Annotated in this window: 18 protein-coding genes; 15 read left to right on the top strand and 3 right to left on the bottom strand. The window is 67.4% G+C overall.

Annotated features, from left to right (window positions below; genetic code table 11):
• The first annotated feature begins 117 nt into the window (after positions 1-117).
• From ACFW3F_RS11085 to ACFW3F_RS11065, 5 genes are all read left to right on the top strand, one after another.
• Positions 118-1,356, top strand: coding sequence for a DUF5336 domain-containing protein (locus tag ACFW3F_RS11085; protein WP_388057240.1), 1,239 nt, complete (start codon positions 118-120; stop codon positions 1,354-1,356).
• 203 nt (positions 1,357-1,559) lie between these two features.
• Complete coding sequence (locus ACFW3F_RS11080; protein ID WP_388057174.1) at positions 1,560-3,194, top strand: DUF6350 family protein; 1,635 nt, start codon at positions 1,560-1,562, stop codon at positions 3,192-3,194.
• A 121-nt stretch (positions 3,195-3,315) separates the two neighbouring features.
• Positions 3,316-3,939 (top strand): phosphoribosylglycinamide formyltransferase, encoded by a 624-nt coding sequence (purN, locus tag ACFW3F_RS11075; RefSeq protein ID WP_388057172.1) that lies wholly within the window; start codon positions 3,316-3,318, stop codon positions 3,937-3,939.
• Positions 3,936-5,510 carry a bifunctional phosphoribosylaminoimidazolecarboxamide formyltransferase/IMP cyclohydrolase gene (purH, locus tag ACFW3F_RS11070; RefSeq protein WP_388057170.1) on the top strand — a complete coding sequence of 525 codons (1,575 nt, stop codon included), beginning with the start codon at positions 3,936-3,938 and terminating at the stop codon, positions 5,508-5,510. Before purN ends, purH begins: the two co-directional genes overlap by 4 nt.
• A complete protein-coding gene (locus tag ACFW3F_RS11065; RefSeq protein ID WP_388057238.1) occupies positions 5,497-6,240 on the top strand; it encodes a sulfite exporter TauE/SafE family protein in 744 nt (247 codons plus the stop codon). The genes purH and ACFW3F_RS11065 overlap by 14 nt, the downstream gene beginning before the upstream one ends.
• Before the next feature lie 302 nt (positions 6,241-6,542).
• Here ACFW3F_RS11065 and ACFW3F_RS11060 read toward each other — a convergent pair whose 3' ends face one another.
• Positions 6,543-7,805 (bottom strand): DUF222 domain-containing protein, encoded by a 1,263-nt coding sequence (locus ACFW3F_RS11060; protein WP_388057168.1) that lies wholly within the window; start codon positions 7,803-7,805, stop codon positions 6,543-6,545.
• A 702-nt stretch (positions 7,806-8,507) separates the two neighbouring features.
• On the opposite strand from ACFW3F_RS11060, the gene ACFW3F_RS11055 reads away from it, so the two are divergent.
• The 9 genes from ACFW3F_RS11055 (at position 8,508) to ACFW3F_RS11015 (ending at position 17,930) form a co-directional block, all read left to right on the top strand.
• Positions 8,508-9,374, top strand: coding sequence for an ABC transporter permease (locus ACFW3F_RS11055; RefSeq protein ID WP_388057166.1), 867 nt, complete (start codon positions 8,508-8,510; stop codon positions 9,372-9,374).
• A 5-nt stretch (positions 9,375-9,379) separates the two neighbouring features.
• Positions 9,380-10,471, top strand: a complete 1,092-nt coding sequence (locus tag ACFW3F_RS11050; RefSeq protein ID WP_388057164.1) for an ABC transporter substrate-binding protein — start codon at positions 9,380-9,382, stop codon at positions 10,469-10,471.
• Entirely contained in the window at positions 10,452-11,300 is an 849-nt protein-coding gene (locus ACFW3F_RS11045; protein ID WP_388057162.1) for an ABC transporter ATP-binding protein, read from the top strand. The genes ACFW3F_RS11050 and ACFW3F_RS11045 overlap by 20 nt, the downstream gene beginning before the upstream one ends.
• A 249-nt stretch (positions 11,301-11,549) precedes the next feature.
• Positions 11,550-12,455 carry a TauD/TfdA dioxygenase family protein gene (locus tag ACFW3F_RS11040; protein ID WP_388057160.1) on the top strand — a complete coding sequence of 302 codons (906 nt, stop codon included), beginning with the start codon at positions 11,550-11,552 and terminating at the stop codon, positions 12,453-12,455.
• Positions 12,456-12,634: 179 nt separating this feature from the next.
• Positions 12,635-13,030 carry an ArsR/SmtB family transcription factor gene (locus tag ACFW3F_RS11035; protein WP_388057158.1) on the top strand — a complete coding sequence of 132 codons (396 nt, stop codon included), beginning with the start codon at positions 12,635-12,637 and terminating at the stop codon, positions 13,028-13,030.
• Complete coding sequence (locus ACFW3F_RS11030; protein ID WP_388057156.1) at positions 13,027-13,521, top strand: SRPBCC family protein; 495 nt, start codon at positions 13,027-13,029, stop codon at positions 13,519-13,521. Before ACFW3F_RS11035 ends, ACFW3F_RS11030 begins: the two co-directional genes overlap by 4 nt.
• An 11-nt stretch (positions 13,522-13,532) precedes the next feature.
• The gene (locus tag ACFW3F_RS11025) at positions 13,533-14,105 is read left to right on the top strand and encodes a maleylpyruvate isomerase N-terminal domain-containing protein (RefSeq protein ID WP_388057236.1); all 573 of its coding nucleotides are present in this window, start codon (positions 13,533-13,535) and stop codon (positions 14,103-14,105) included.
• Between the two features lie 27 nt (positions 14,106-14,132).
• A complete protein-coding gene (locus ACFW3F_RS11020; protein WP_388057154.1) occupies positions 14,133-15,590 on the top strand; it encodes a sigma 54-interacting transcriptional regulator in 1,458 nt (485 codons plus the stop codon).
• A gap of 336 nt (positions 15,591-15,926) precedes the next feature.
• Positions 15,927-17,930 carry a VWA domain-containing protein gene (locus tag ACFW3F_RS11015; protein ID WP_388057152.1) on the top strand — a complete coding sequence of 668 codons (2,004 nt, stop codon included), beginning with the start codon at positions 15,927-15,929 and terminating at the stop codon, positions 17,928-17,930.
• Between the two features lie 47 nt (positions 17,931-17,977).
• On the opposite strand, the gene ACFW3F_RS11010 is transcribed toward ACFW3F_RS11015, so the two are convergent.
• Entirely contained in the window at positions 17,978-18,685 is a 708-nt protein-coding gene (locus ACFW3F_RS11010) for a hypothetical protein (RefSeq protein WP_388057150.1), read from the bottom strand.
• A 192-nt stretch (positions 18,686-18,877) separates the two neighbouring features.
• Here ACFW3F_RS11010 and ACFW3F_RS11005 point away from each other — a divergent pair, with 192 nt between their 5' ends.
• Positions 18,878-19,516 carry a DUF1707 domain-containing protein gene (locus ACFW3F_RS11005; RefSeq protein ID WP_388057149.1) on the top strand — a complete coding sequence of 213 codons (639 nt, stop codon included), beginning with the start codon at positions 18,878-18,880 and terminating at the stop codon, positions 19,514-19,516.
• Positions 19,517-19,520: 4 nt separating this feature from the next.
• Here ACFW3F_RS11005 and ACFW3F_RS11000 read toward each other — a convergent pair whose 3' ends face one another.
• The gene (locus tag ACFW3F_RS11000) at positions 19,521-20,456 is read right to left on the bottom strand and encodes an AEC family transporter (RefSeq protein WP_388057147.1); all 936 of its coding nucleotides are present in this window, start codon (positions 20,454-20,456) and stop codon (positions 19,521-19,523) included.
• Positions 20,457-20,490 lie beyond the last annotated feature (34 nt).

Below are 20,490 nucleotides of genomic sequence, written 5' to 3'. Positions count from 1 at the left end.
ACGGCCATGTGTACTAGCGTGGGCAGTAGTTCTGCGCTCGTGGGGGGCGACGGCCGGACGCCGTCAGCTCGACGCGACCCGCTGATCCTGACCGACCGACCCGACCAGGAGATCGTCATGACCTACCCACCCGGCGGATACGGGCAGCAGCAGCCCGAGTCCGGACAGTCCTACGGCCAGTACGGCAACCAGTCCGGATATCCCCAATCCGGATCTTCCCAGTCCGGAGCCCACAACACGGGTCCGCAGGCCGGCCCCACGCCCGGTTCTGACCAGTACGGGCAAGCCCAGCAGTACGGCGGCCAGCAGGGTTACGGCCAGCAGTACGGACAGGCCGGACAGTCCTACGGACAGGGACAGCCGGGCTACGGTCAGAGCCCCGCACAGGGTTACGGCGACCAGGGCTATGGCGACCAGGGCTATGGCCAGCAGGGCTACGGCCAGCCCGGATACGGCCAGCACGGCCAGCCGGGACAGCAGGGCTACGGCCAGTACGGGTACTCCCCCCAGCCGGCCAAGCCGCCGAGCCAGGGACTGCCTGCCATCACCCCGGTGCTCCTCGCCGCCGCGATCGGCGCCTTCGGCCTCATCGTGCTGTTCAGTGGCTTCCTGTCCGCGGCGGAGACCTACGACTTCGCGCTCAAGCTGTTCCAGACGCAGTACAACGCCCCCTACACGCTGATGAGCGTCGCCGGAATCCTGGCGCTGATCTCGCTCATCCCGGGCATCAAGGTGCCGGCAGCGCCGATCGTGGCGTCGCTGTCGATTACCGCATTCCTGATCACGCTGTTCCAGTTCCTCAACATCGACGACAACGGTGCCGGGGCGATCGTGCTGCTGATCTTCACCCTGCTGTCCGCGGTTCTCGCCGTCGTGTGGTTGCTCATCGACGCCGGCGTCATCAAGGTGGCGCCCGCGGTGGGCGCGGCCACCGCAGCCGTGACCCCCGGCTCGTCCGCGGCGTCACAGTCCGACACCGGCGCCCAGCAGCAGACCGGCGGCTACGGCGACGCACAGACCACTGCCTACGGCACCGGGAGCGCGCAGGCTCAGTACGGCCAGCAGTCCTCGGCGAATTACGACCCGTCTGCCTACTCGCAGTCGTCGGGTACCTCGGCAACCGGGCAGACCGGCTACTCCGGCGGGGCGAGCGAATCGTCGGCGTCGGCTGCCGGTGCGGCCTCCGGCCACGGCGAGTCGGGCTACGGCGACTACCGTCCCGGCCAGTACTCCGCCGGCGCCTCGGGAGCATCCCCGGCTGCGCCGGGAGCATCCTCGGGCACCGATACCCCGGCCGGAGACCACTCCACCACGGTCTTCCAGAAGCCGGAGCCGCCCACCGGCAGCGGTAACTGACGAATCCGCTCGATGCCCCGTCGACCATCGGTCGGCGGGGCGTCGTCGTCTGCGTCACTTGTCGAGCCGCCCTTCTGCTGGTTGAGCCGGTGAGGAGCGCAGCGACGAGCCGAGTCGAAGCCTCTCGGTGAGCTGACTCGCTTTCGCCGCTTGCTCGGCGCGTCTACGACGGCGTCGGCCGGGACCGTGTCAGGCTCAAGACGATGCCCTCCCTCAAGCCGGACCCGACCGCGGACAATCTGGCGTCGCAGCTTCGTAACCTGCGGCGATCCCGTCGTGCGCAGCGCACGGCGACCGAAGGCTCGGCTCGGCAACTCGCGGTCGTGGCGTTCACCGTTCCCGCGATCGCACTGGTGACGCTGATCGTCGTCATGCTCTCGGTGCTGCTGCTCGCGGGGAGCGGGCTGACCGGACTCCCGAGCGCGATCGCGTCGGGTTGGCTGGCCATCCATCAGGTGCCGGTCGCCATCAGCGGGGTCACCATCGGGGTGCTGCCGTTGCTGCCGACGCTGATCGTCGCCGCCGGAACGGCATGGCTGACGGCGCGGGCGGTCTCGGGTGGCGCGAACTCGGACGCACGGCCCCGGCACGACTTGTTCGACCTGGGTGCCGTCGTGTTCTCGGCGGTGACCGGTCCGGTACTCATCACCGCGATGTCCCTGGCGGTCGTGATGGACGGCGGGTCGGTCCTGCCGGTTCAGACCCCCAGCGCCTTGATCGCCTTCCTGTACACGCTGGGCGTGCACGGCGGCGCGGCGCTCGCCGGCGTCGTGTGGAGCCGACGACGCGACTTCGCCGTCCGGGGCGGCATGACCCATGCCGATCGTCGAGGGTTCCGGTACGGACTGGTGGCGGCCCTCATGTTGGTCGTCGCCGGCGCCGTGGTGGTGTGCCTGCGCATGCTGATGCGGCACGGTCAGATCGGCGAACTGATCGAGACCGGTTACGACTTCGACGGCTTCCTGGGCCTCAGTCTGCTTTCGGTGCTGTATCTCCCGAATGTGATGGTCGCCGCGATGGCGGTGCTCGTGGGTTCCGACGTCCAACTCGGTGCGATGACCGTCGACCTGTTCACGGTCCGCGGCGGCACCGTCCCACCCGTCCCGGTGCTCGCGGTCCTGCCCGATGGGCCCGGCGCGGGAGCATGGGGATTCCTCGGCCTGCTCGTGCCGGCGGGCGTCGCGGCCTTCGTCGGCTGGCGGTGCCGCGACCTCGATCCGATGGCCCACGTGCGTTCGGTGGGTGTCGCCGCGGCGGTGGCTGCGTCGACTGTCGCCATCCTGACCGTGGCGGCGGGAGGCACGCTGGGGGAGTTCGGCGACGTCGCCATCACGGTGTCGGCGGCCGGGGTCTTCACGCTGGGCTGGATCGCGGTCGTCGGCCTGCTGATCGTGCTCGTCTATGCGTTCCTGCCATCGACTCGGGCGGCACGACTCGCCGTCGGCGACGAGTACTTCGACGACCCACTCGACCTCGGTTACGAGGACGAATACGTCATCGTCACCGATCTGGACGAGGACGATGAGTACGCCGAGTACTCAGAGTTCGAGGACGGCGAGTTCGAGGGCGGCGAGTTCGAGGGCGGCGACCTCGAGGACGACTACGACGAGGTCGACTACGACGACGAGGACCTCGAATCCCGCGGCGAACGGTTCGAGGGCAACGACGACGAGTACGGCCCCGGGGGCGTTTCATCGTCCTCGGACGCGGACTCCGCGGCCGGTCGCGCGCCTGCCGTGAACCGTGTGTACGACGACGATCTCGATGAGACCGACCTCGCCGACGACGCGGACTACGACCTCTACCCCGGTTCGCACGGCACGTCCCGACAACGCTGACCGAGGGCTGACCGAGGGCTGATCCAGGTGCGCCGCGCCACTGCGCCCTGCGCCGCGGGGGCCGAGACCGCGGCGCCACCCGGCGCGGGTGGCCCGATGTACGACGATTAGTCTCGACGACGTGACATCCCCGACGGCACCCGCCCGCACCCCGCTGGTGGTGATGGCGTCGGGCACCGGTTCGCTGCTGGAGTCGCTGATCGCGCGTGCCGGAGCGGAGGACTCCCCGTTCCGGGTCGCGGCGATCGTGGTCGACCGCGCGTGCCGAGCGCAGGAGGTCGCGCAGCGCAACGACATCCCGCTCATCACCTGTCGAGTCGCCGACCATGCCGACCGTGCCACGTGGGACCGTGCGTTGACCGAGCAGGTCGCAGCGACCGAGCCGGCATGGGTCGTGACCGCCGGTTTCATGAAGATTCTCGGTCCGGCCTTTCTCGGCCGGTTCGGCGGACGCGTCGTCAACAGCCACCCGGCACTGCTGCCCGCGTTCCCGGGTGCCCACGGTGTCGCCGAGGCCCTCGATTACGGGGTCAAGGTCACCGGCGCGACGGTGCATCTGGTCGACGAGGGCGTCGACACCGGGCCGATCCTTGCCCAACAGGTGGTCACCGTCGACGACGACGACACCGCCGCCACCCTGCACGAACGCATCAAGACCGTCGAGCGTGTGTTGCTCGCGGACGTGGTGACCGCACTGGTCACCAGAGGAGTAGTCATCGATGGACGAAAGGCCCGCATCCCGTGAACGCACACAGCCCTGACAGTTCTCGTCGACCGATTCGGCGCGCGCTGGTGAGTGTCTACGACAAGAGCGGTCTCGCCGATCTCGCGACGGCACTGCACGCGGCCGGAGTGGAGATCGTGTCCACCGGATCGACTGCGAAGACGATCGCCGGCGCGGGAGTCCCGGTCGTCGAGGTGTCGACGCTGACCGGGTTCCCCGAGTGCCTGGACGGACGCGTGAAGACCCTGCACCCCAAGGTCCACGCGGGCATCCTCGCCGACACCCGCAAGTCCGATCACGTTACGCAGCTCGACGAATTGGGCGTCGCCGCATTCGATCTCGTCGTCGTCAACCTCTATCCGTTCACCGAGACGGTGGCCTCCGGCGCGACGCCGGACGAGTGCATCGAGCAGATCGACATCGGCGGTCCGTCGATGGTCCGTGGGGCCGCCAAGAACCATCCGTCGGTCGCCGTGGTGGTCGATCCCGACGACTATTCGTTGGTGACCGAGGCTGTTGTGGCCGAAGGGTTCTCGCTCGACGATCGGAAGAAGCTCGCGGCAAAGGCGTTCCGGCACACCGCCGACTACGATGTCGCGGTCGCGTCGTGGATGTCGAGCGTGGTCGCACCAGAGGGCGACTCGCAGTTCCCGGCCTGGGCCGGCGCTACCTGGACCCGATCCGCGGTGCTGCGCTACGGAGAGAACCCGCACCAGGCGGCCGCGCTCTACGTCGGGAACGCCGGGGCCGGTGGGGTCGCGACCGCCGAACAGCTCCATGGCAAGGAGATGAGCTACAACAACTACACCGACGCCGACGCCGCGTGGCGGGCCGCCTATGACTTCGATGGACCCGCCGTCGCGATCATCAAGCACGCCAACCCGTGCGGGATCGCCGTCGGAACCGACATCGCCGAGGCGCACCGCAAGGCGCATGCCTGCGACCCGATCAGCGCCTACGGTGGTGTGATCGCGGCCAATCGCGAGATCACCGTGGAGATGGCCGAGCAGGTCGCCGAGATCTTCACCGAGGTCATCGTCGCGCCCGGTTTCGCCGACGGCGCGCTCTCGGTCCTGACCCGCAAGAAGAACATCCGCGTGCTGGTGGCGACCCCGCCGGCGGCGACCGGCGTCGAGACCAAGCCGGTGTCGGGCGGATTGCTGATGCAGCAGCGTGACGTCCTCGACGCCGATGGCGACAATCCGGCCAACTGGAATCTCGTGGCGGGCCCACCGGCCGACAACCAGACCCTTGCCGACCTCGAGTTCGCCTGGCGTGCCTGCCGTTCGGTCAAGTCCAACGCCATTCTGCTGGCCTCCGACGGTGCGTCGGTCGGCGTCGGTATGGGACAGGTCAACCGAGTCGACTCCGCGCATCTGGCGGTGCAGCGCGCCGGTGACCGTGCGTCGGGCAGCGTCGGGGCGTCGGACGCCTTCTTCCCGTTCCCGGACGGACTGCAGGTGCTGCTGTCGGCCGGGGTGAAAGCCGTTGTGCAACCCGGTGGATCGATCCGCGACAACGAGGTGATCGAGGCGGCCGACGAGGCGGGCGTGACGCTCTACCTCACCGGGGCGCGTCATTTCGCTCACTGAGCTCGCTCTACTGGTCGTCGCCGGATTCGGCGCCGGCCTGATCGGTTACATCACCGGGCTGGCGTCGATCGTCAGCTATCCCGCGCTGCTCGCGGTCGGACTCAGTCCGATCGCGGCCAACGTCACGAACACGGTCGCCCTGGTCGCCGTCGGGGTGGGCAGTACCGCGCAATCGGGACGCTCCCTCCTCGACGGTGACCGCAAGCGTCTGATCATCGGCGCGGTCGCCTCGCTGATCGGCGGCACGGTCGGTGCAGTGCTGCTGTTGTCGACGCCGGCGGAGGCCTTCGAGGCCGCCGTGCCGTTCCTCGTGGCGATCGCCGCAGTCGCGCTGCTCGTTCAACCTGTCCTGCGCCGCTGGGCGACCTCACACGTCGAACGTCCCTGGGTGTTCATCCTGGGTTTGACGCTGATCTCGGTGTACGGCGGCTACTTCGGTGCCGGCGCAGGCATCATGATCCTGGCGCTGATGCTCGTGGTGACCAGCGAACCACTGTGGCGCGCGGCGTTGTCCAAGTCGTTGTTCCTCGGCATCGCCAACACGGTCGCCGCCATCGGTTTCATGATCTGGGGTCCCGTCGAGTGGTGGGCCGCCCTCGCGATGGCCATCGGCTGTCTGGCCGGTGGGTGGTGTGGCCCACCCGTCGTCAAACGGCTACCGCCCGGACCACTCCGGATCGTGGTCGGGATCTGCGGGCTCGGCCTCGCGGTGTGGCTCGCGTTCAGCTGAGGCTGTCTCGGAGAAGCCGCAACCCTTCTGCTCACTGAGGAGCGTCCGGAGCTTGCGGAGGGCACGCTCGCTCCAGAGAGCGGAGTTCTTTCGTGATCCCCGACGGCCGCCAGGCCGCTGATCCTCCGGGGGCGAGGACGGATAGCGACGAGGGTTTCGCAGTGCGGCCCGCTCCCGGCCTTCGGTTCGACCGGGATCGGAGCCCACTGCTGTCACTGTGGAGTTGTCAAGGTACGGATGCGGTCCCGAGCAAGGTTCGGGTGCGGAAGGTGCTGCGCGAGAGAGTGTGATCGGCGGGGTGGTCAGGCGGCGTCGTCGAGTCGCATGGTGCGTCGGTTGTAGGCGGGTAGTGGTCGTCGGTGCGGGTCGATGGTGATGGGTGGGATGAGCCAGGGGTGACGGTCGAAACCGAGGACGATGTCCCATCCGTGGTGGTGGACTTGGGTGTGGCAGCGTTGGCAGAGTAGACAGCCGTTGTCGAGGTCGGTGGGTCCGCCGTCGGACCAGTGTTCGATGTGGTGGACCTGGGTATGCGACGGGGGCGCACCACATTTGATGCAGCACCGATCTCGCACGATGACGGCTTTGCGTAGGTGTGGCGGGAACAGTCGGTGGGTGTGTCCCATTCGCAGGGGCATGCCTTCGCTGTCGAGGACGATCTCGGTCACTGATCCGTCGCACGACAGTTGTTTCGCGGTTGCGTGACTGACGGTTCCGGTCCAGGGCAGGGTGGCGGGGTCGGCGCCGGTGGCGGGAATGGTCACCATGAGTTGTGTGCGGGGGCTTCCGACGCTGTCGATACTCGCTCCGAGAGCGGCTTGGTCGAGGATCAACTCGAACGCGTCCGCGCGGCGTTGCTCGGCGGTGCGGCGATCCGCTGCACCGTCGGGTTCGGGTCGTGGGCAGGAGCGTTCGTCGAGCATGGTCAGGAACTTCTCGCCGACGGTTTGGGTGAGGTCGGCTCGGATGTCGATGCGTCCGCCGTCGGTGGTGTGGGCGTCGACCGTGTTCAGCGAGGAGTCGTCGGCGGCGGAGATGCTGGTGTCGGTGGCGTCTGTCAGTGTGTTGCCGATCGCGCGGGCATGCTCGAGCACTTGCGTCGGCGTCGCACCCGAGAGTGCTTGGCCGAGGAGTTCGATCTCGTGCGAATCCTTGTTCTCGTCGGAAAGAGTCACAGAGCAACGCTTTTCGATGTGATTCATTCCGCGGATGACGGCGTCGACGATCTCTGCGGACAACCGTCCGTCGGCGGCGTGGCGGGCGAGTGCGGGCAGCGCGGGTAGGCCGTCGATGCCCCGCAGGATCCGCGATGCCGCAGCTGGTGCGTGTCCTGCGTCGATCAACATCTTCTTGGTGGTGTCGCCGGCTTTGCGCGCGACCTCGAGATCATCGAGTCGTGCTGCGTGGGTGACGATCTGGTGGTCGGTGATGTTGCGGATCAGGCGCAGCGTTTCGAGGGCGTCGAATGTTGCTGCGCCGGTGGGATCGTCGGCCGGCGGGGTGGTCTCGATGAGGTGATCGAGGAGAGTGGCGAGCTCTGACATGACTCCACTGTACGGGAACATGCTTTCGATTTCGAGGGTCTTCCGCAGGTCGCGAATCACGAAATCGTCGACTGGGCAGGATATTTCGTTGATCGTGCGTCGGTTTGCGTTGACCGTGCATGGATTGGTGACAGGAATGTGCTCCTGCCACACCCGTCTCGGATTCTGGCTGGCCGTCGATCAATTGAGTCCGAGGGGTGGGGGTGGATCTGGTTGCTTGTGCTCCTCGCACCTCAGGGGGCGGGGGAGGGTCGCTTCTTCGGATTAGGACTATCGGCAGCACGCTCGAACATGGGCCGAGCAGACGAGGCGATCCGAGATGCAGCTGCGGTGTCCAGCCTCTCGCGCCGCACAGTCACTACCGGTCGTACTCCCCGATGGACTTCGGCTCATCCGGATGTTTCTCGAGTGGGGTGCGGGTCCGCTGTGGGAGCTTCACCGAGAATCATCCCGCTGACCCGGCGCGACTGGGACTCGACCCCGAGTTGGCAAGAGTCCACACGCCGCCGATCTCGACGACGAACCAGGCTGGACCGCCGCATCCCGCTCGGCTCGAGTCTGCACTGACGGGAGTCGGCTCCCTGGGCCCGCGACCTGAACGCGAGACCGGCAAAACCACGCGCGACATGCACATGAAGCCGCATTCGTGGGTATCGGGCGGGAGTTTTCCTCTCGAAGAGGAAAACTCTGGTGGCGGGAGGGTGCGATGTCTAGACATGCACGGTGACCTTGTTTGTGGACATCACCCCGGAAGAGGCGGGTGGTGGGGCGGAGCGCACGTCGCCCGGCGGTTCGTCTCGCGCGCGATCCCTGTTGACCCGGGTGGGACTCCCGCTGCTCTCGGTGGTGGTGTTCGCCGCGGTGTGGCAGATCGTCGCCGTCAGCGGGATCTGGAGTGAGACCTTCGTACCTCGCCTGGGCACCGTATGGCAGGCCTTCGTCGACATGTCCACGACGCACGACGGCGTCCGCGGCTACGCCGACTACTACTGGTGGGAACACCTGTACATGACGTTGCGCCGTGTGTTCGCCGGTGTCGCGATCGGCGTGATCCTCGGCGTGCTGCTCGGATTGGCCATGGGAACCGTCGTGTGGCTTCGACGCCTCCTCGAACCGTGGCTCACGTTCCTCCGGGCGCTGCCGCCGCTGGCCTACTTCTTCCTGCTGGTCATCTGGCTCGGCATCGACGAAGCACCGAAGATCACGCTGTTGGCGCTGGCCGCGCTGCCGCCGGCTGCTGTGGCCACCACCGCGGCCGTCAGTGCCGCCCCGGTCGGCCTCATCGAGGCGGCGCGCGCGCTCGGTGCGTCGCGATCCGAGGTGATCCGTGACGTAGTCGTGCCGTCGGCGTTGCCCGAGACCTTCACCGGCGTGCGACTGTCGGTCGGCATCGCATATTCCTCCGTGGTCGCGGCCGAGCTGTTCAACGGCATCCCCGGGATCGGTGGCGTGGTCAAGGACGCCAGCAATTACAACAACACACCCGTCGTCCTGGTCGGCATCATCGCCATCGGTCTGTCCGGACTGATCATCGACGGGCTCCTACGAACGATCGAGCACCGAGTGGTGCCGTGGCGCGGAAAGGTCTGACACACATGAGAATCACACGTAGGGGGACCGGATCGAACCGGCTGCGGCGCTTCAACAGGCTGGGCCGCTCGCGGTTCGGTGCGGCGCTCGGGGTGCTCGCCGCAGCGACACTCGTGCTCGCCGGCTGTTCGGTCGACAACTCCGGAGACGACAGCAAGCCGACGATTCGGCTCGCCTATCAGTCCTTCCCCAGTGGGGACCTGATCGTCAAGAACAACGGCTGGCTCGAAGAAGCCCTGCCGGACTTCAACATCAAGTGGACCAAGTTCGACTCCGGCGCCGACATCAACACTGCGTTCGTCGCGAAAGAGGTCGACTTCGCCGCGATCGGTTCCAGCCCGGTGGCCCGCGGATTGTCTGCGCCGCTGAACATCCCGTACCAGGTGGCCTTCGTTCTCGACGTCGCAGGCGACAACGAGGCGCTCGTCGCGCGCAACGGAACCGGCATCAACACCATTGCCGATCTCAAGGGTAAGCGGGTGGCCACGGCGTTCGCCTCCACCGCCCACTACAGCCTGCTCGCCGCGCTCGATCAGGCCGGTGTGAACCCGAAAGACGTGGATCTGATCGACCTGCAGCCGCAGGCCTCCCTGGCTGCCTGGCAGCGCGGCGACATCGACGCGGTCTACACCTGGCTGCCCACCCTCGACGAATTGCGCCAGGACGGAAAGACTCTCATCGCCAGTCGGCAGCTGGCCACCGCCGGCAAGCCCACGCTCGACCTCGGTGTGGTCTCCAGCGAGTTCGCCGCGGCGAATCCGGAGGTCGTGAACACCTGGCGCCAGGTCCAGGCCCGGGCGCTCACCCTGATCAAGGACGACCCGCAGGCCGCGGCCGACGCCATCGCCGCACAGCTGGGCACGACGCCCGAGGATGCGGCCAACCAGCTGAAGCAGGGTACCTACCTCACCGTCGCGGAGCTGACCAGTCCGACGTGGCTGGGCACCCAGGGCAACCCGGGCAATCTGTCCGAGAATCTGCACAGCGCAGCGGTGTTCCTCGCCGAGCAGCAGCAGATTCCCGCGGCCCCGCCGATCGAGACCTTCCGCGAGGCCATCTACACAGAGGGATTGCCGGGTGTCCTCGAACAGAAATAGTCCGCTGGCCGATGCTGATGCCCGCGCGGCGACGACGACCGAGGACCGACCCGCGGGCCAACGCGGTGCGATCCGCCTGCACAACGTGTCCCAGAAGTACGGGACCGGCTCGGACACGGTGACCGCGGTCGGTCCGGTCGACCTCGACGTCCCACCGGGGGAGTTCCTGGTGCTGGTCGGTGCGTCCGGGTGTGGCAAGTCCACCCTCCTGCGACTCATCGCCGGATTCGAACCCGCGACGGTCGGCGACGTCGAGGTCTCGGGCGGTGCTCCGATACCCGGTGTGACCTCCGGAGTGGTCTTCCAGCAACCTCGCCTGTTCCCGTGGAAGACCGTCGGCGGCAACATCGATCTCGCGCTCAAATATGCGAAGGTCCCGAAGTCCGAACGGGCGGCACGACGGAACGAACTGCTCGAACGCGTCGGACTGGACGACACCGCCCAGCGACGTATCTGGGAGATCTCCGGCGGGCAGCAGCAGCGCGTGGCGATCGCCCGGGCGCTGGCCGCCGAGACATCCCTTCTGCTGCTCGACGAGCCGTTCGCGGCGCTCGACGCACTGACCCGCGAACGCTTGCAGGAGGACGTGCGCGCGGTCAGCTCCGACAGCGGGCGCACCAACGTCTTCGTGACCCACAGTGCCGACGAGGCAGCATTCCTGGGTAGCCGGATCATCGTGCTCACCAAACGGCCGGGACGCGTCGCGTTGGATCTCTCCTCGACGTTGCCGCGCACCGGCGTCGAACCAGAGGAACTGCGCGGCTCACCGGAGTACGCCGCGCTTCGTGCCGAGATCGGTGCGGCGGTCAAAGAGGCCGCAGTGGCCTGAGGGGGTGGCTTTTCCTCAGCGTGGGATTAACCCTGTCCGGTGACGCGGCGGGCGGTTAGACAGTAGGGGTGTCTCCCGCCCCCGCGCTGTCCATCACGAGTACCGGCCACTCGACGAGTGTCCCGGGCTCGATCAGCGGAAAGCCGGGCACTCTCCACTCGATGAACTGGGCGGACGGATCGCATCACGGTTCGCCGCCGGCGCACCCCGCCTCCGCCCCCGCACGCATCGACCTGGAGAACAAACCTCATGACCACCACCTCTCACCCCGTCGGCACCACTCACCGTCCTGACGCCGGAACCATCTCCGGCGGAGTCGAATTCGACATCGACGAGTTCGGGCCGAATTTCGGCGCCGAGATCCGCGGCATCGACGTCGCATCCGCTTCCGATGCCCAGGTGTCCGCATTGCGTCGGGCACTGATCGACTACAAGGTCATCGTCCTGCGTGATCAGCAACTCGACGACGAGGCGCACATCCGGTTCGGGAACCGGCTGGGCGACCTGACCTTCGGGCACCCGGTGTGGAACAGCGGCGACGTCCCCGGCGAGGTCTACTCACTCGACAGCGCGGACAACGGATTCGCCGACGTGTGGCACACCGACGTCACCTTCATGCCGCGTCCGCCGATGGGCTCGATCCTTCGGCCGGTCGTGTTGCCGCGCAACGGCGGCGACACCAATTGGGCGGACACCGAACTCGCGTACCGATCGCTGTCGGAGCCGGTTCGTCGCATGATCGATGGGCTCAGCGCGGTGCACGACGGCAATCGTGAATTCGGCTACTACCTCAAGCAGCGCCGCAACGGTCGCGGCAACACCTGGGACGGCGAAGAGGTCACCGAGTTGGTGCCGGTCACCCACCCGGTGGTGCGCATCCATCCCGAGACCGGGCGCAAGTCGCTGTTCGTCAATCCCGGGTTCACCTCGCACATCGATGGTGTCTCCGAGGCGGAGAGCCGCGGCATCCTCGACCTCCTGTACGCACACATCACCAAGCCCGAACACATCGTGCGGCACCGGTGGCGCCTGGGCGATCTGGTCTTGTGGGACAACCGGAACACGCTCCACTACGCGAACCGCGATTACGGTGACGCCCGCCGCGTGATGCACCGGATCACCTTGCGCGGGGATGCGCCCATCGGACCCGCCTGACCGCCCGCCGCTCCAGCGACGAGAACTCCCACCTTCGGCTCACCCGCCGGCGGTGGGAGTTCTTGTATGTCTGGTCCTACCTCGCACCCCGGATCGGGTGGAGCTTATTCAACCAAAGGGTTGACAACGCATCCGCCGCGGCGCATCATCGTATTCAACCAAACGGTTGAGGAGGTCGAATGGCAGACGAGTTGTCGAAGGTGTTCGCCGCACTCGCGGACCCGACGCGGCGCGACATGGTCGCGCGGCTCGCGGTCTCGGATGCGACGGTCAGCCAGCTCGCCGAGCCGTACGACGTCAGCATCCAGGCCGTCTCGAAGCACCTGAAGGTGCTCCAGGACGCCGGCCTGGTGACTCGCACCCGGGAGGCCCAAACCCGTCCGGTCCATCTGGAAGCAGAGGTGTTCGACCTCATGACCAAGTGGATCGAGCGGTATCGGAAGCGGGCGGAGGAGCGCTACCAGCGCCTCGACGCGCTGCTCGCCGAGATGAACGACGGCCCCGAGGCCCGACATCCGACGATGCCGGACCCCGAGGTCGAACCATCACCCCGTGAGGAAGGAAAGGTGTCATGACCGCAACGCAGACCCGCTATCCCGAGGCCGCCATCGAAGCCGACAAGGAGGTGCCGATCATCCGGATCACCCGCGACTTCCGCGGCACGCCTGCGCAACTGATGAAGGCCCACACCGATCCCGAACTCTTTGTCCGGTGGATCGGCCCGGAGGCGATCAGCAGCCGGGTCATCGAGTGGGATGTCCGCGACGGGGGCAGTTGGCGCTATGTCTCCACGCACGAGGGGCAGGAGTTCGGATTCCGCGGCTGCTTCCACACCGTGGGCGAGGACAAGATCGTGCAGACGTTCACCTTCCTCGGTATGCCCGACTCGGTCGCGTTGGAAAGCCTGTGGTTCGAGGATCTCGGCGACGGGACGACTCGACTCCACGCCCAATCACTCTGCGACAGTTTCGAAGCACGCGACGGCTGGCTCGCGTCCGGCATGGAGGTCGGCGTGAACGAGGGGTACGCCGCGCTCGACGGCATTCTCGCTGCGGGCGAGGTCTGACCGTGGCCGACATGGCACTGTCGGGGCTCGATGCGTCCCCTCGGCACCGGGAGGTGGCCTCCGGTTTCGCGGAGGCCGTCGACGGTGTCTCCGACTGGGACGCACCGACCCCGGTCGACGGGTGGGTGGCGCGCGACGTCGTCGCCCACCTCGTCGACTGGTTCACCGGCTTCCTCGCCGCGGGCGGGGTGACGTTGCCCGACGGTCCCTCGGTCGTCGACTACCCGCGCGGCGCATGGTCGCAGCACGCCGCAGCGGTGCAGGCCCTCCTCGACAGCCCGACCGCCGAGGATGTGTTCAGCCATCCGATGGCCGGCGAGCATCGTCTCGCCGACGCGATCGACCGGTTCTACACGGCCGACGTGTACATGCACACCTGGGACCTCGCCCGATCCCAGGGCGTGATTCCCGGACTCGACCAGGGATTCGCCGGACATCTCCTCGAGGGCATGGCGCCGATCGACGACCTCCTCCGGAACTCCGGTCAGTACGGCCCGAAGGTCGAGGTCGACGCCGACGCCGACGCCGTGAGTCGCCTCATGGGATTCATCGGCCGGGATCCGACCTGGATGCCGCCGCGGTGAGGAGTGATGGCGGGCACGTGCTTCGCAATGCGGAGTAGCCTCGATGAGGTGCCAGAGGACAACTTCACCACGCATGGCTCCCAGTCGACCGAAACCCGCCACCCCTCACCCCGGACCCTGGGTGAACTGCGGGCGAGCGGCCACGTGCAGCGCAGTGTGCGCGACGAGATCCGCAACAACCTCCTGTCCGCACTCCGCGAGGGACGCGATCCCTGGCCGGGCATCGTGGGCTTCGAGGCGACGGTCATCCCACAGCTGGAACGGGCTCTGATCGCCGGCCACGACGTCGTCATGCTCGGCGAGCGCGGCCAGGGCAAGACCCGCATCCTGCGTACCCTCGTCGGTCTCCTCGACGAGTGGACGCCGGTGATCGCGGGCTCGGAGCTCGGCGAGCATCCGTACGAACCCATCACCCCGGGTTCGATCCGGAAGGCCGCCAACCTACTCGACGATCTACCGATCGAGTGGCGTCACCGCTCACAGCGATACAGCGAGAAGCTCGCCACGCCGGACACCTCCGTCGCCGACCTCGTCGGGGACATCGACCCGATGAAGGTCGCCGAGGGACGCAGCCTCGGCGACCCGGAGACCATCCACTTCGGACTCATCCCTCGCTCGCACCGCGGCATCGTCGCCATCAACGAGCTGCCCGACCTGGCCGAGCGGATCCAGGTGTCGATGCTCAACGTGATGGAGGAGCGCGACATCCAGGTTCGCGGCTACACCCTCCGACTGCCCCTCGACGTGCTGGTGATGGCCAGCGCGAACCCCGAGGACTACACCAATCGCGGGCGCATCATCACCCCGCTCAAGGACCGCTTCGGCGCCGAGATCCGCACGCACTACCCGCTCGAGCTCGACGACGAGGTGTCGGTCATCGAGCAGGAGGCGGATCTGACGGCCAGCGTCCCGACCTTCATCACCGAGATCCTGGCGCGCTTCACCCGGTACGCCCGCGACCATCCGTCGATCGATCAGCGGTCCGGTGTGTCGGCACGCTTCTCCATCGCGGGGGCCGAAACCGTTGCGGCCGCGGCGCTTCACCGCGCGACGGTGACGGGGGAGGATCAAGCGGTGGCGCGTGTCGTCGACCTCGAGTCGGTGATCGAGGTGCTGCGCGGCAAGATCGAGTTCGAGTCCGGCGAAGAGGGTCGCGAACTGGAGATCCTCGAACACCTACTGCGCAAGTCCATCGCCGACGCGGTGCGTGCGCACCTCGGTGGCATCGACATGGCGCCGCTGGTCACCGCCCTCGAGAACGGTGAGCCGGTGGTGACCGGTGACCGTGTCCGGGCCGCGGACCTGCTTGGGTCGATCCCGTCGCCGGACACCACGTCCGGTGTCCTCGATCAGATCGCCGAGCGCCTCGACGCCGAGGCCGAGGGCGAGCGTGCCAGCGCGATCGAACTCGCACTAGAGGGTCTCTTTCTCGCTCGTCGGATCGGCAAGGAGGCCGACGAGACCGGGCAGACGATCTACGGCTGAACCCTTCGTGGCTCGCTCCGCTCGCACCTCAGGGAGCAGGGGGACGCAGCTCCGCTCGCACCTCAGGGAGCAGGGGGACGCAGCTCCGCTCGCACCTCAGGGGGCAGGGGGGCGCAGCTCCGCTCGCACCTCAGGGGGCAGGGGAACGGAGCTCCGCTCGCATCTCAGGGAGCAGGGTAACGGAGCTCCGCGGGGAGCGAAAGCGACGAGGGAACCGCCCCTGCTCCCTGAGGTGTGAGGAGCGATAGCGACGAGGGAACCGCCCCTGCTCCCTGAGGTGTGAGGAGCGATAGCGACGAGCCACGAAGGGCGCCGCACCGAGAACTAGGAGGACACATGGCGCGCAAGAGCTTCCATCGTTCGCGCTACCAGCGCTACAGCGGCGGTCCCGATCCGCTCGCTCCGCCGGTCGATCTGCGTGAGGCGCTGGAGACCATCGGCGAGGACGTCATGGCCGGTGCGTCGCCGCAGCGAGCGCTGCGGGAATTGCTGCGCCGCGGAACGCCGAACATGCGCGGGCTCGACAAGTTGCGCGAGCAGATCAACCGCCGTCGGCAGGAGCTGCTGAAGAACCGCAACCTCGACGGCACCTTCGCCGAGATCCGTGAACTGCTCGACCGCGCGGTGCTCGAGGAGCGCAAGCAACTCGCGCGTGACCTCGACGACGACGCCCGCTTCGCCGAGATGCAGATCGGGAGTCTCCCGCCGTCGACCGCGCAGGCCGTCGAGGAACTGTCGGAGTACAACTGGCGCAGTCCGCAGGCGCGCGAGGACTACGACAAGATCAAGGATCTGCTCGGCCGGGAACTGCTCGACCAACGCTTCGCAGGCATGAAAGAAGCACTCGAGGGTGCCAACGCGCAGGATCGGCAACGTATCTCGGAGATGCTCGGCGATCTGAACAAGCTCCTCGAGGCGCACAACCGGGGCGAGGACACCACCGAGGCGTTCGACGAGTTCATGGACTCCCACGGTGAGTTCTTTCCGGAGAACCCGCGCAACACCGAGGAACTCATCGACTCCCTCGCCCAGCGAGCGGCCGCCGCGCAGCAGTTCTACAACTCGCTGACCCCCAAGCAGCGGGCCGAGCTCGACCAGCTGGCTCAGCAGGCCTTCGGCTCGCCGGACCTCATGAACCAATTGGCCCAGATGGATTCGCAACTACGAGCGGCACGGCCGGGTCTCGACTGGGATGACGCGCAGTCGTTCTCCGGCGATCAGCCGATGGGGCTGGGCGAGGGGGCCGCCGCACTGCGCGACATCTCCGAACTCGAAGCGCTCTCCGAGCAGTTGTCCCAGCAGTACGCGGGTGCGCAGATGGACGACATCGATCTCGACGCGCTCGCCAGGCAGCTGGGTGACGAGGCGGCGGTGGACGCCCGGATGCTGGCCGAGCTCGAAAAGGCGTTGTCCGAGCAGGGATTCTTCGATCGCACCGCCGACGGTCAGCTGCGCCTGAGTCCCAAGGCGATGCGCCAGCTCGGCCAGTCGATCTTCCGAGATGTCGCTGAACAGCTGTCGGGCCGTCGAGGTGATCGTCAGACCCGCCAGACCGGGCTGCTGGGCGAGCCGACCGGGGCCTCCCGAGAGTGGGAGTTCGGCGACACCGACCCCTGGGATGTCACGCGGACGGTCTCGAATGCGGTCCTGCGCACGGTGTCCGAGACCACCGAGCTGTCTCTGGCGACTTCGGATATGGCGCGATCGGGAGTGCGCATCGATGTGCGCGACGTCGAGGTGTCGGAGACCGAGAGCCGCACGCAGGCGGCGGTCGTGCTCCTCGTCGACACGTCGTTCTCAATGGAGATGGAGGGTCGGTGGACGCCGATGAAGCGCACCGCGATCGCCCTCAATCACTTGATCTCCACCCGGTTTCGCAGCGACGAACTCCACCTCATCGCGTTCGGCAGGTATGCGCGGTCCATCGACATCGCCGAACTGACCGGGCTGCAACCGCGCATGGAGCAGGGCACCAACCTGCACCACGCACTGCTGCTCGCGCAGCGGCACCTCCGGCGGTTCCCGAATGCCCAACCGGTCGTACTGGTCGTCACCGACGGAGAACCGACCGCGCATCTCGACCCCAGCGGCGAACCGTTCTTCTTCTATCCGCCGCACCCCCAGACCATCGCGCTGACGGTCCGAGAACTCGACCATGTCGCACGGATCGGCGCCCAGGTCACGTTCTTCCGGCTCGGGGAAGACCCTGGGCTCGCGAATTTCATGGATCAGATCGCACGCCGGATCGGCGGGCGTGTCGTGGCACCGGACGTCGACGGTCTCGGTGCTGCCGTGGTCGGGGACTATCTGCGGGCCCGAAAGGGTGGTCGCCGCGGCTGATCTGCGTTCATCGGAGACGGTGGCCTGGCGGCGAGGCGGCGAGGCGGTCAGGCCGTCTTCGGCTTTCGGCCCGCGATGATCCACAGCACGATGCCGACCAGCGCGAGCAGTCCACCGAACGCGCCACCGAAGACCGCCAGCAGCACACCACCGACTCCGCTGAAGATGCCGGACGCGTCGAGTGAGGCGACGACGGCAGGCGAATCGCACCGGAACGAGTAGGTCCCGGACTCGACGACCTCGAAGGAGTCGAACGATTCGACCCCGGAACCGTCGAAGGTGAACTCGGTCGTCGTGTTCGTTCCCGACGCCAGCGCGGCGGGACCGGTGATCTCGCAGGCGGGAACGCCGTTGGATGCGCTGGTGCTGAACAACTGGAAGTCATCGCCCGCGTCGTAGTACTGCTCGGCGGTGGGATTGACCTCGAACGCCTTGTCCGCCTGGTCGACCACGTTGCCGATGCCCGCGACGGCGAGGATCACCCCGACCGCGACCGACAGGACCAGGATCACCACGCCGACCAGCGTCAGGATCTTGCCCCACCGGCGCATCCCGGCGCGGTCCTTGCGTGGGGGAGGAGGCGGTGGATAACCCGGGTATGCCCCGGGTGTTCCGAAGCCGCCCGACGGTGCGTAGCCGCTGTCCGGAAAGGGCGACTGCTGGTGATTCGGTTGGCCATACGGGGACTGGTGTGCCGAGGGCGTCGGTCCCGGCTGGCCGGCGCCGGGCTGGCCCGGATCGTAGGGCTGGTTCATCTTCGCCTCCGATGTACGCCGGTCGGCCGTCCCGCCCGGACGCGATGAATTATGCCGCTCGGCCGGGCCTTTCGTCGGGCGGTTGGCTGGAGGAGTCGTCGATTGGGAACCGTGGACGACGCCCACTCGGGGTCGGCTCCGGGGAAAGATCAGGGTGGTCGTGTCGGACTCGGACAACTAGGGTCTCCAGACGTGACCCAACCCGGCGAACTACCGATGCCCGATGACCGTCGCGCCCGTCTCCGTGCCGCGGATTCGGACCGCGAACTGGTCCACGAGATCCTCTCCGCCGCCATGGCGCACGGCAGTCTGTCGCCGGTCGAGTACGAGGAACGAGCCGGAAAAGCGGTCCTCGCCAAGACCTTCGGTGATCTCGACGCTCTGACCGACGATCTGCCGGTCGCCTCGCTCGGCGTGGCGATGCCCGCGGCCAGCCTGTCTCCGGGCCCCCGGGTCACGGGTGGGAGAGCGGACGCGGCCGTTCGCCACCGGTTGGCGATCATGTCCGGAAGCGAGTTGTCGGGGACGGCGGTGGTCGCCGATCAGCTCACCGCCACCGCCATCATGGGCGGGGTGGAACTGGATCTCCGCGAGGTCGAGTTCACCGCGCCGGTACTGACGGTGCAGTGCGTGGCGATCATGGGCGGCGTCGAGATCAAGATGCCCGACGGGGTGACCGTCGAGATCGGGGGACTGGGCATCATGGGCGGTTTCAGCGGGAGATCGCAGAAGGCGTCCCGGCCGGGTGCGCCGGTGGTTCGGGTGACAGGGCTGGCGCTCATGGGCGGAGTCGACGTCAAATACGTGGCGCAGGACCAACCGGACGCCTAGCTCGTCAGGCGAGCACCAGTGCGATGACCATGATGGTCGGGATCGACGCGAGTGTCGTGAGGAGTGCGGTGTCGCGCGCGAGGATCTGTCCGCGGCGATAGCGCGTCGCGTACACCAGGACGTTCTGAGCGGTCGGCAACGCCGCGATGACCACCTGGGCGAACAGGGCCTCGCCCTTCTGTCCGAATCCCCATCGGGCGATGGCGTAGACGGTGAGTGGCATGACGACCATCTTCAGCACAGTCGCCAGCGCGATGTCGCGGCGTGGGCTCTGCCCCTTCTTGAAGACCGCCACCCCGGTCAGCGACAACCCGAACGCGAGGAGGGCCGCGGGTACCGAGGCGTCGCCCAGCATCTTCAGGGGCGACATCACCGCAGCCGGCGGAGTCCAACCGATCAGCGAGATCGCCAGACCGGCGAGCCCACCGACGACGATCGGATTGGTGATCGGGGCGATCAGGGAGTCCCGCAGCAGTGACCGTCCGGAATCACGGTCGAGCGCGGTGAGATCGAGCGCCAGCAACGCGACCGGCGAGTAGATGAGGATCTGGAACAGCAGCAGAGGCGCGATGAACGACGCGTCGTCGAGAACGAAGATCGCGATCGGTAGGCCGAGATTGACGCTGTTCACGTACGACGCCGACAGGCCGCCGATGACGAGTTCGGGAACCGCGCGCCGTAGCCAGAGTTTGGCGACCACCACGTAGGCCGCACCCATGAGGAGCGCGCTGCCGCCGGCGATCACGAGCGTCGCCGAGAAGATCACCGACAGGTCGGAGGTGACCATCGAATGGAACAGGAGCGCCGGGGTGAAGACGAAGAACACCAGGCGGGACAGGACTTCGTGGGCATGGTCGCCGATGACTCGCGTGCGCCCGAGGACGTAACCCACCCCGACTACAATGAAGATCACCGTGAAGCCGGAGATGACGCCAGACACCGGTCGAGTCTAGTCGTTAGGCTGGTGAACACAT

The sequence above is a fragment of the Gordonia sp. NPDC058843 genome (assembly GCF_042743165.1).
In the GTDB taxonomy this organism is placed as follows: domain Bacteria; phylum Actinomycetota; class Actinomycetes; order Mycobacteriales; family Mycobacteriaceae; genus Gordonia.
Note: the sequence above shows the minus strand (reverse complement) of the source record. Positions and strands in the feature narration are given on the sequence as shown.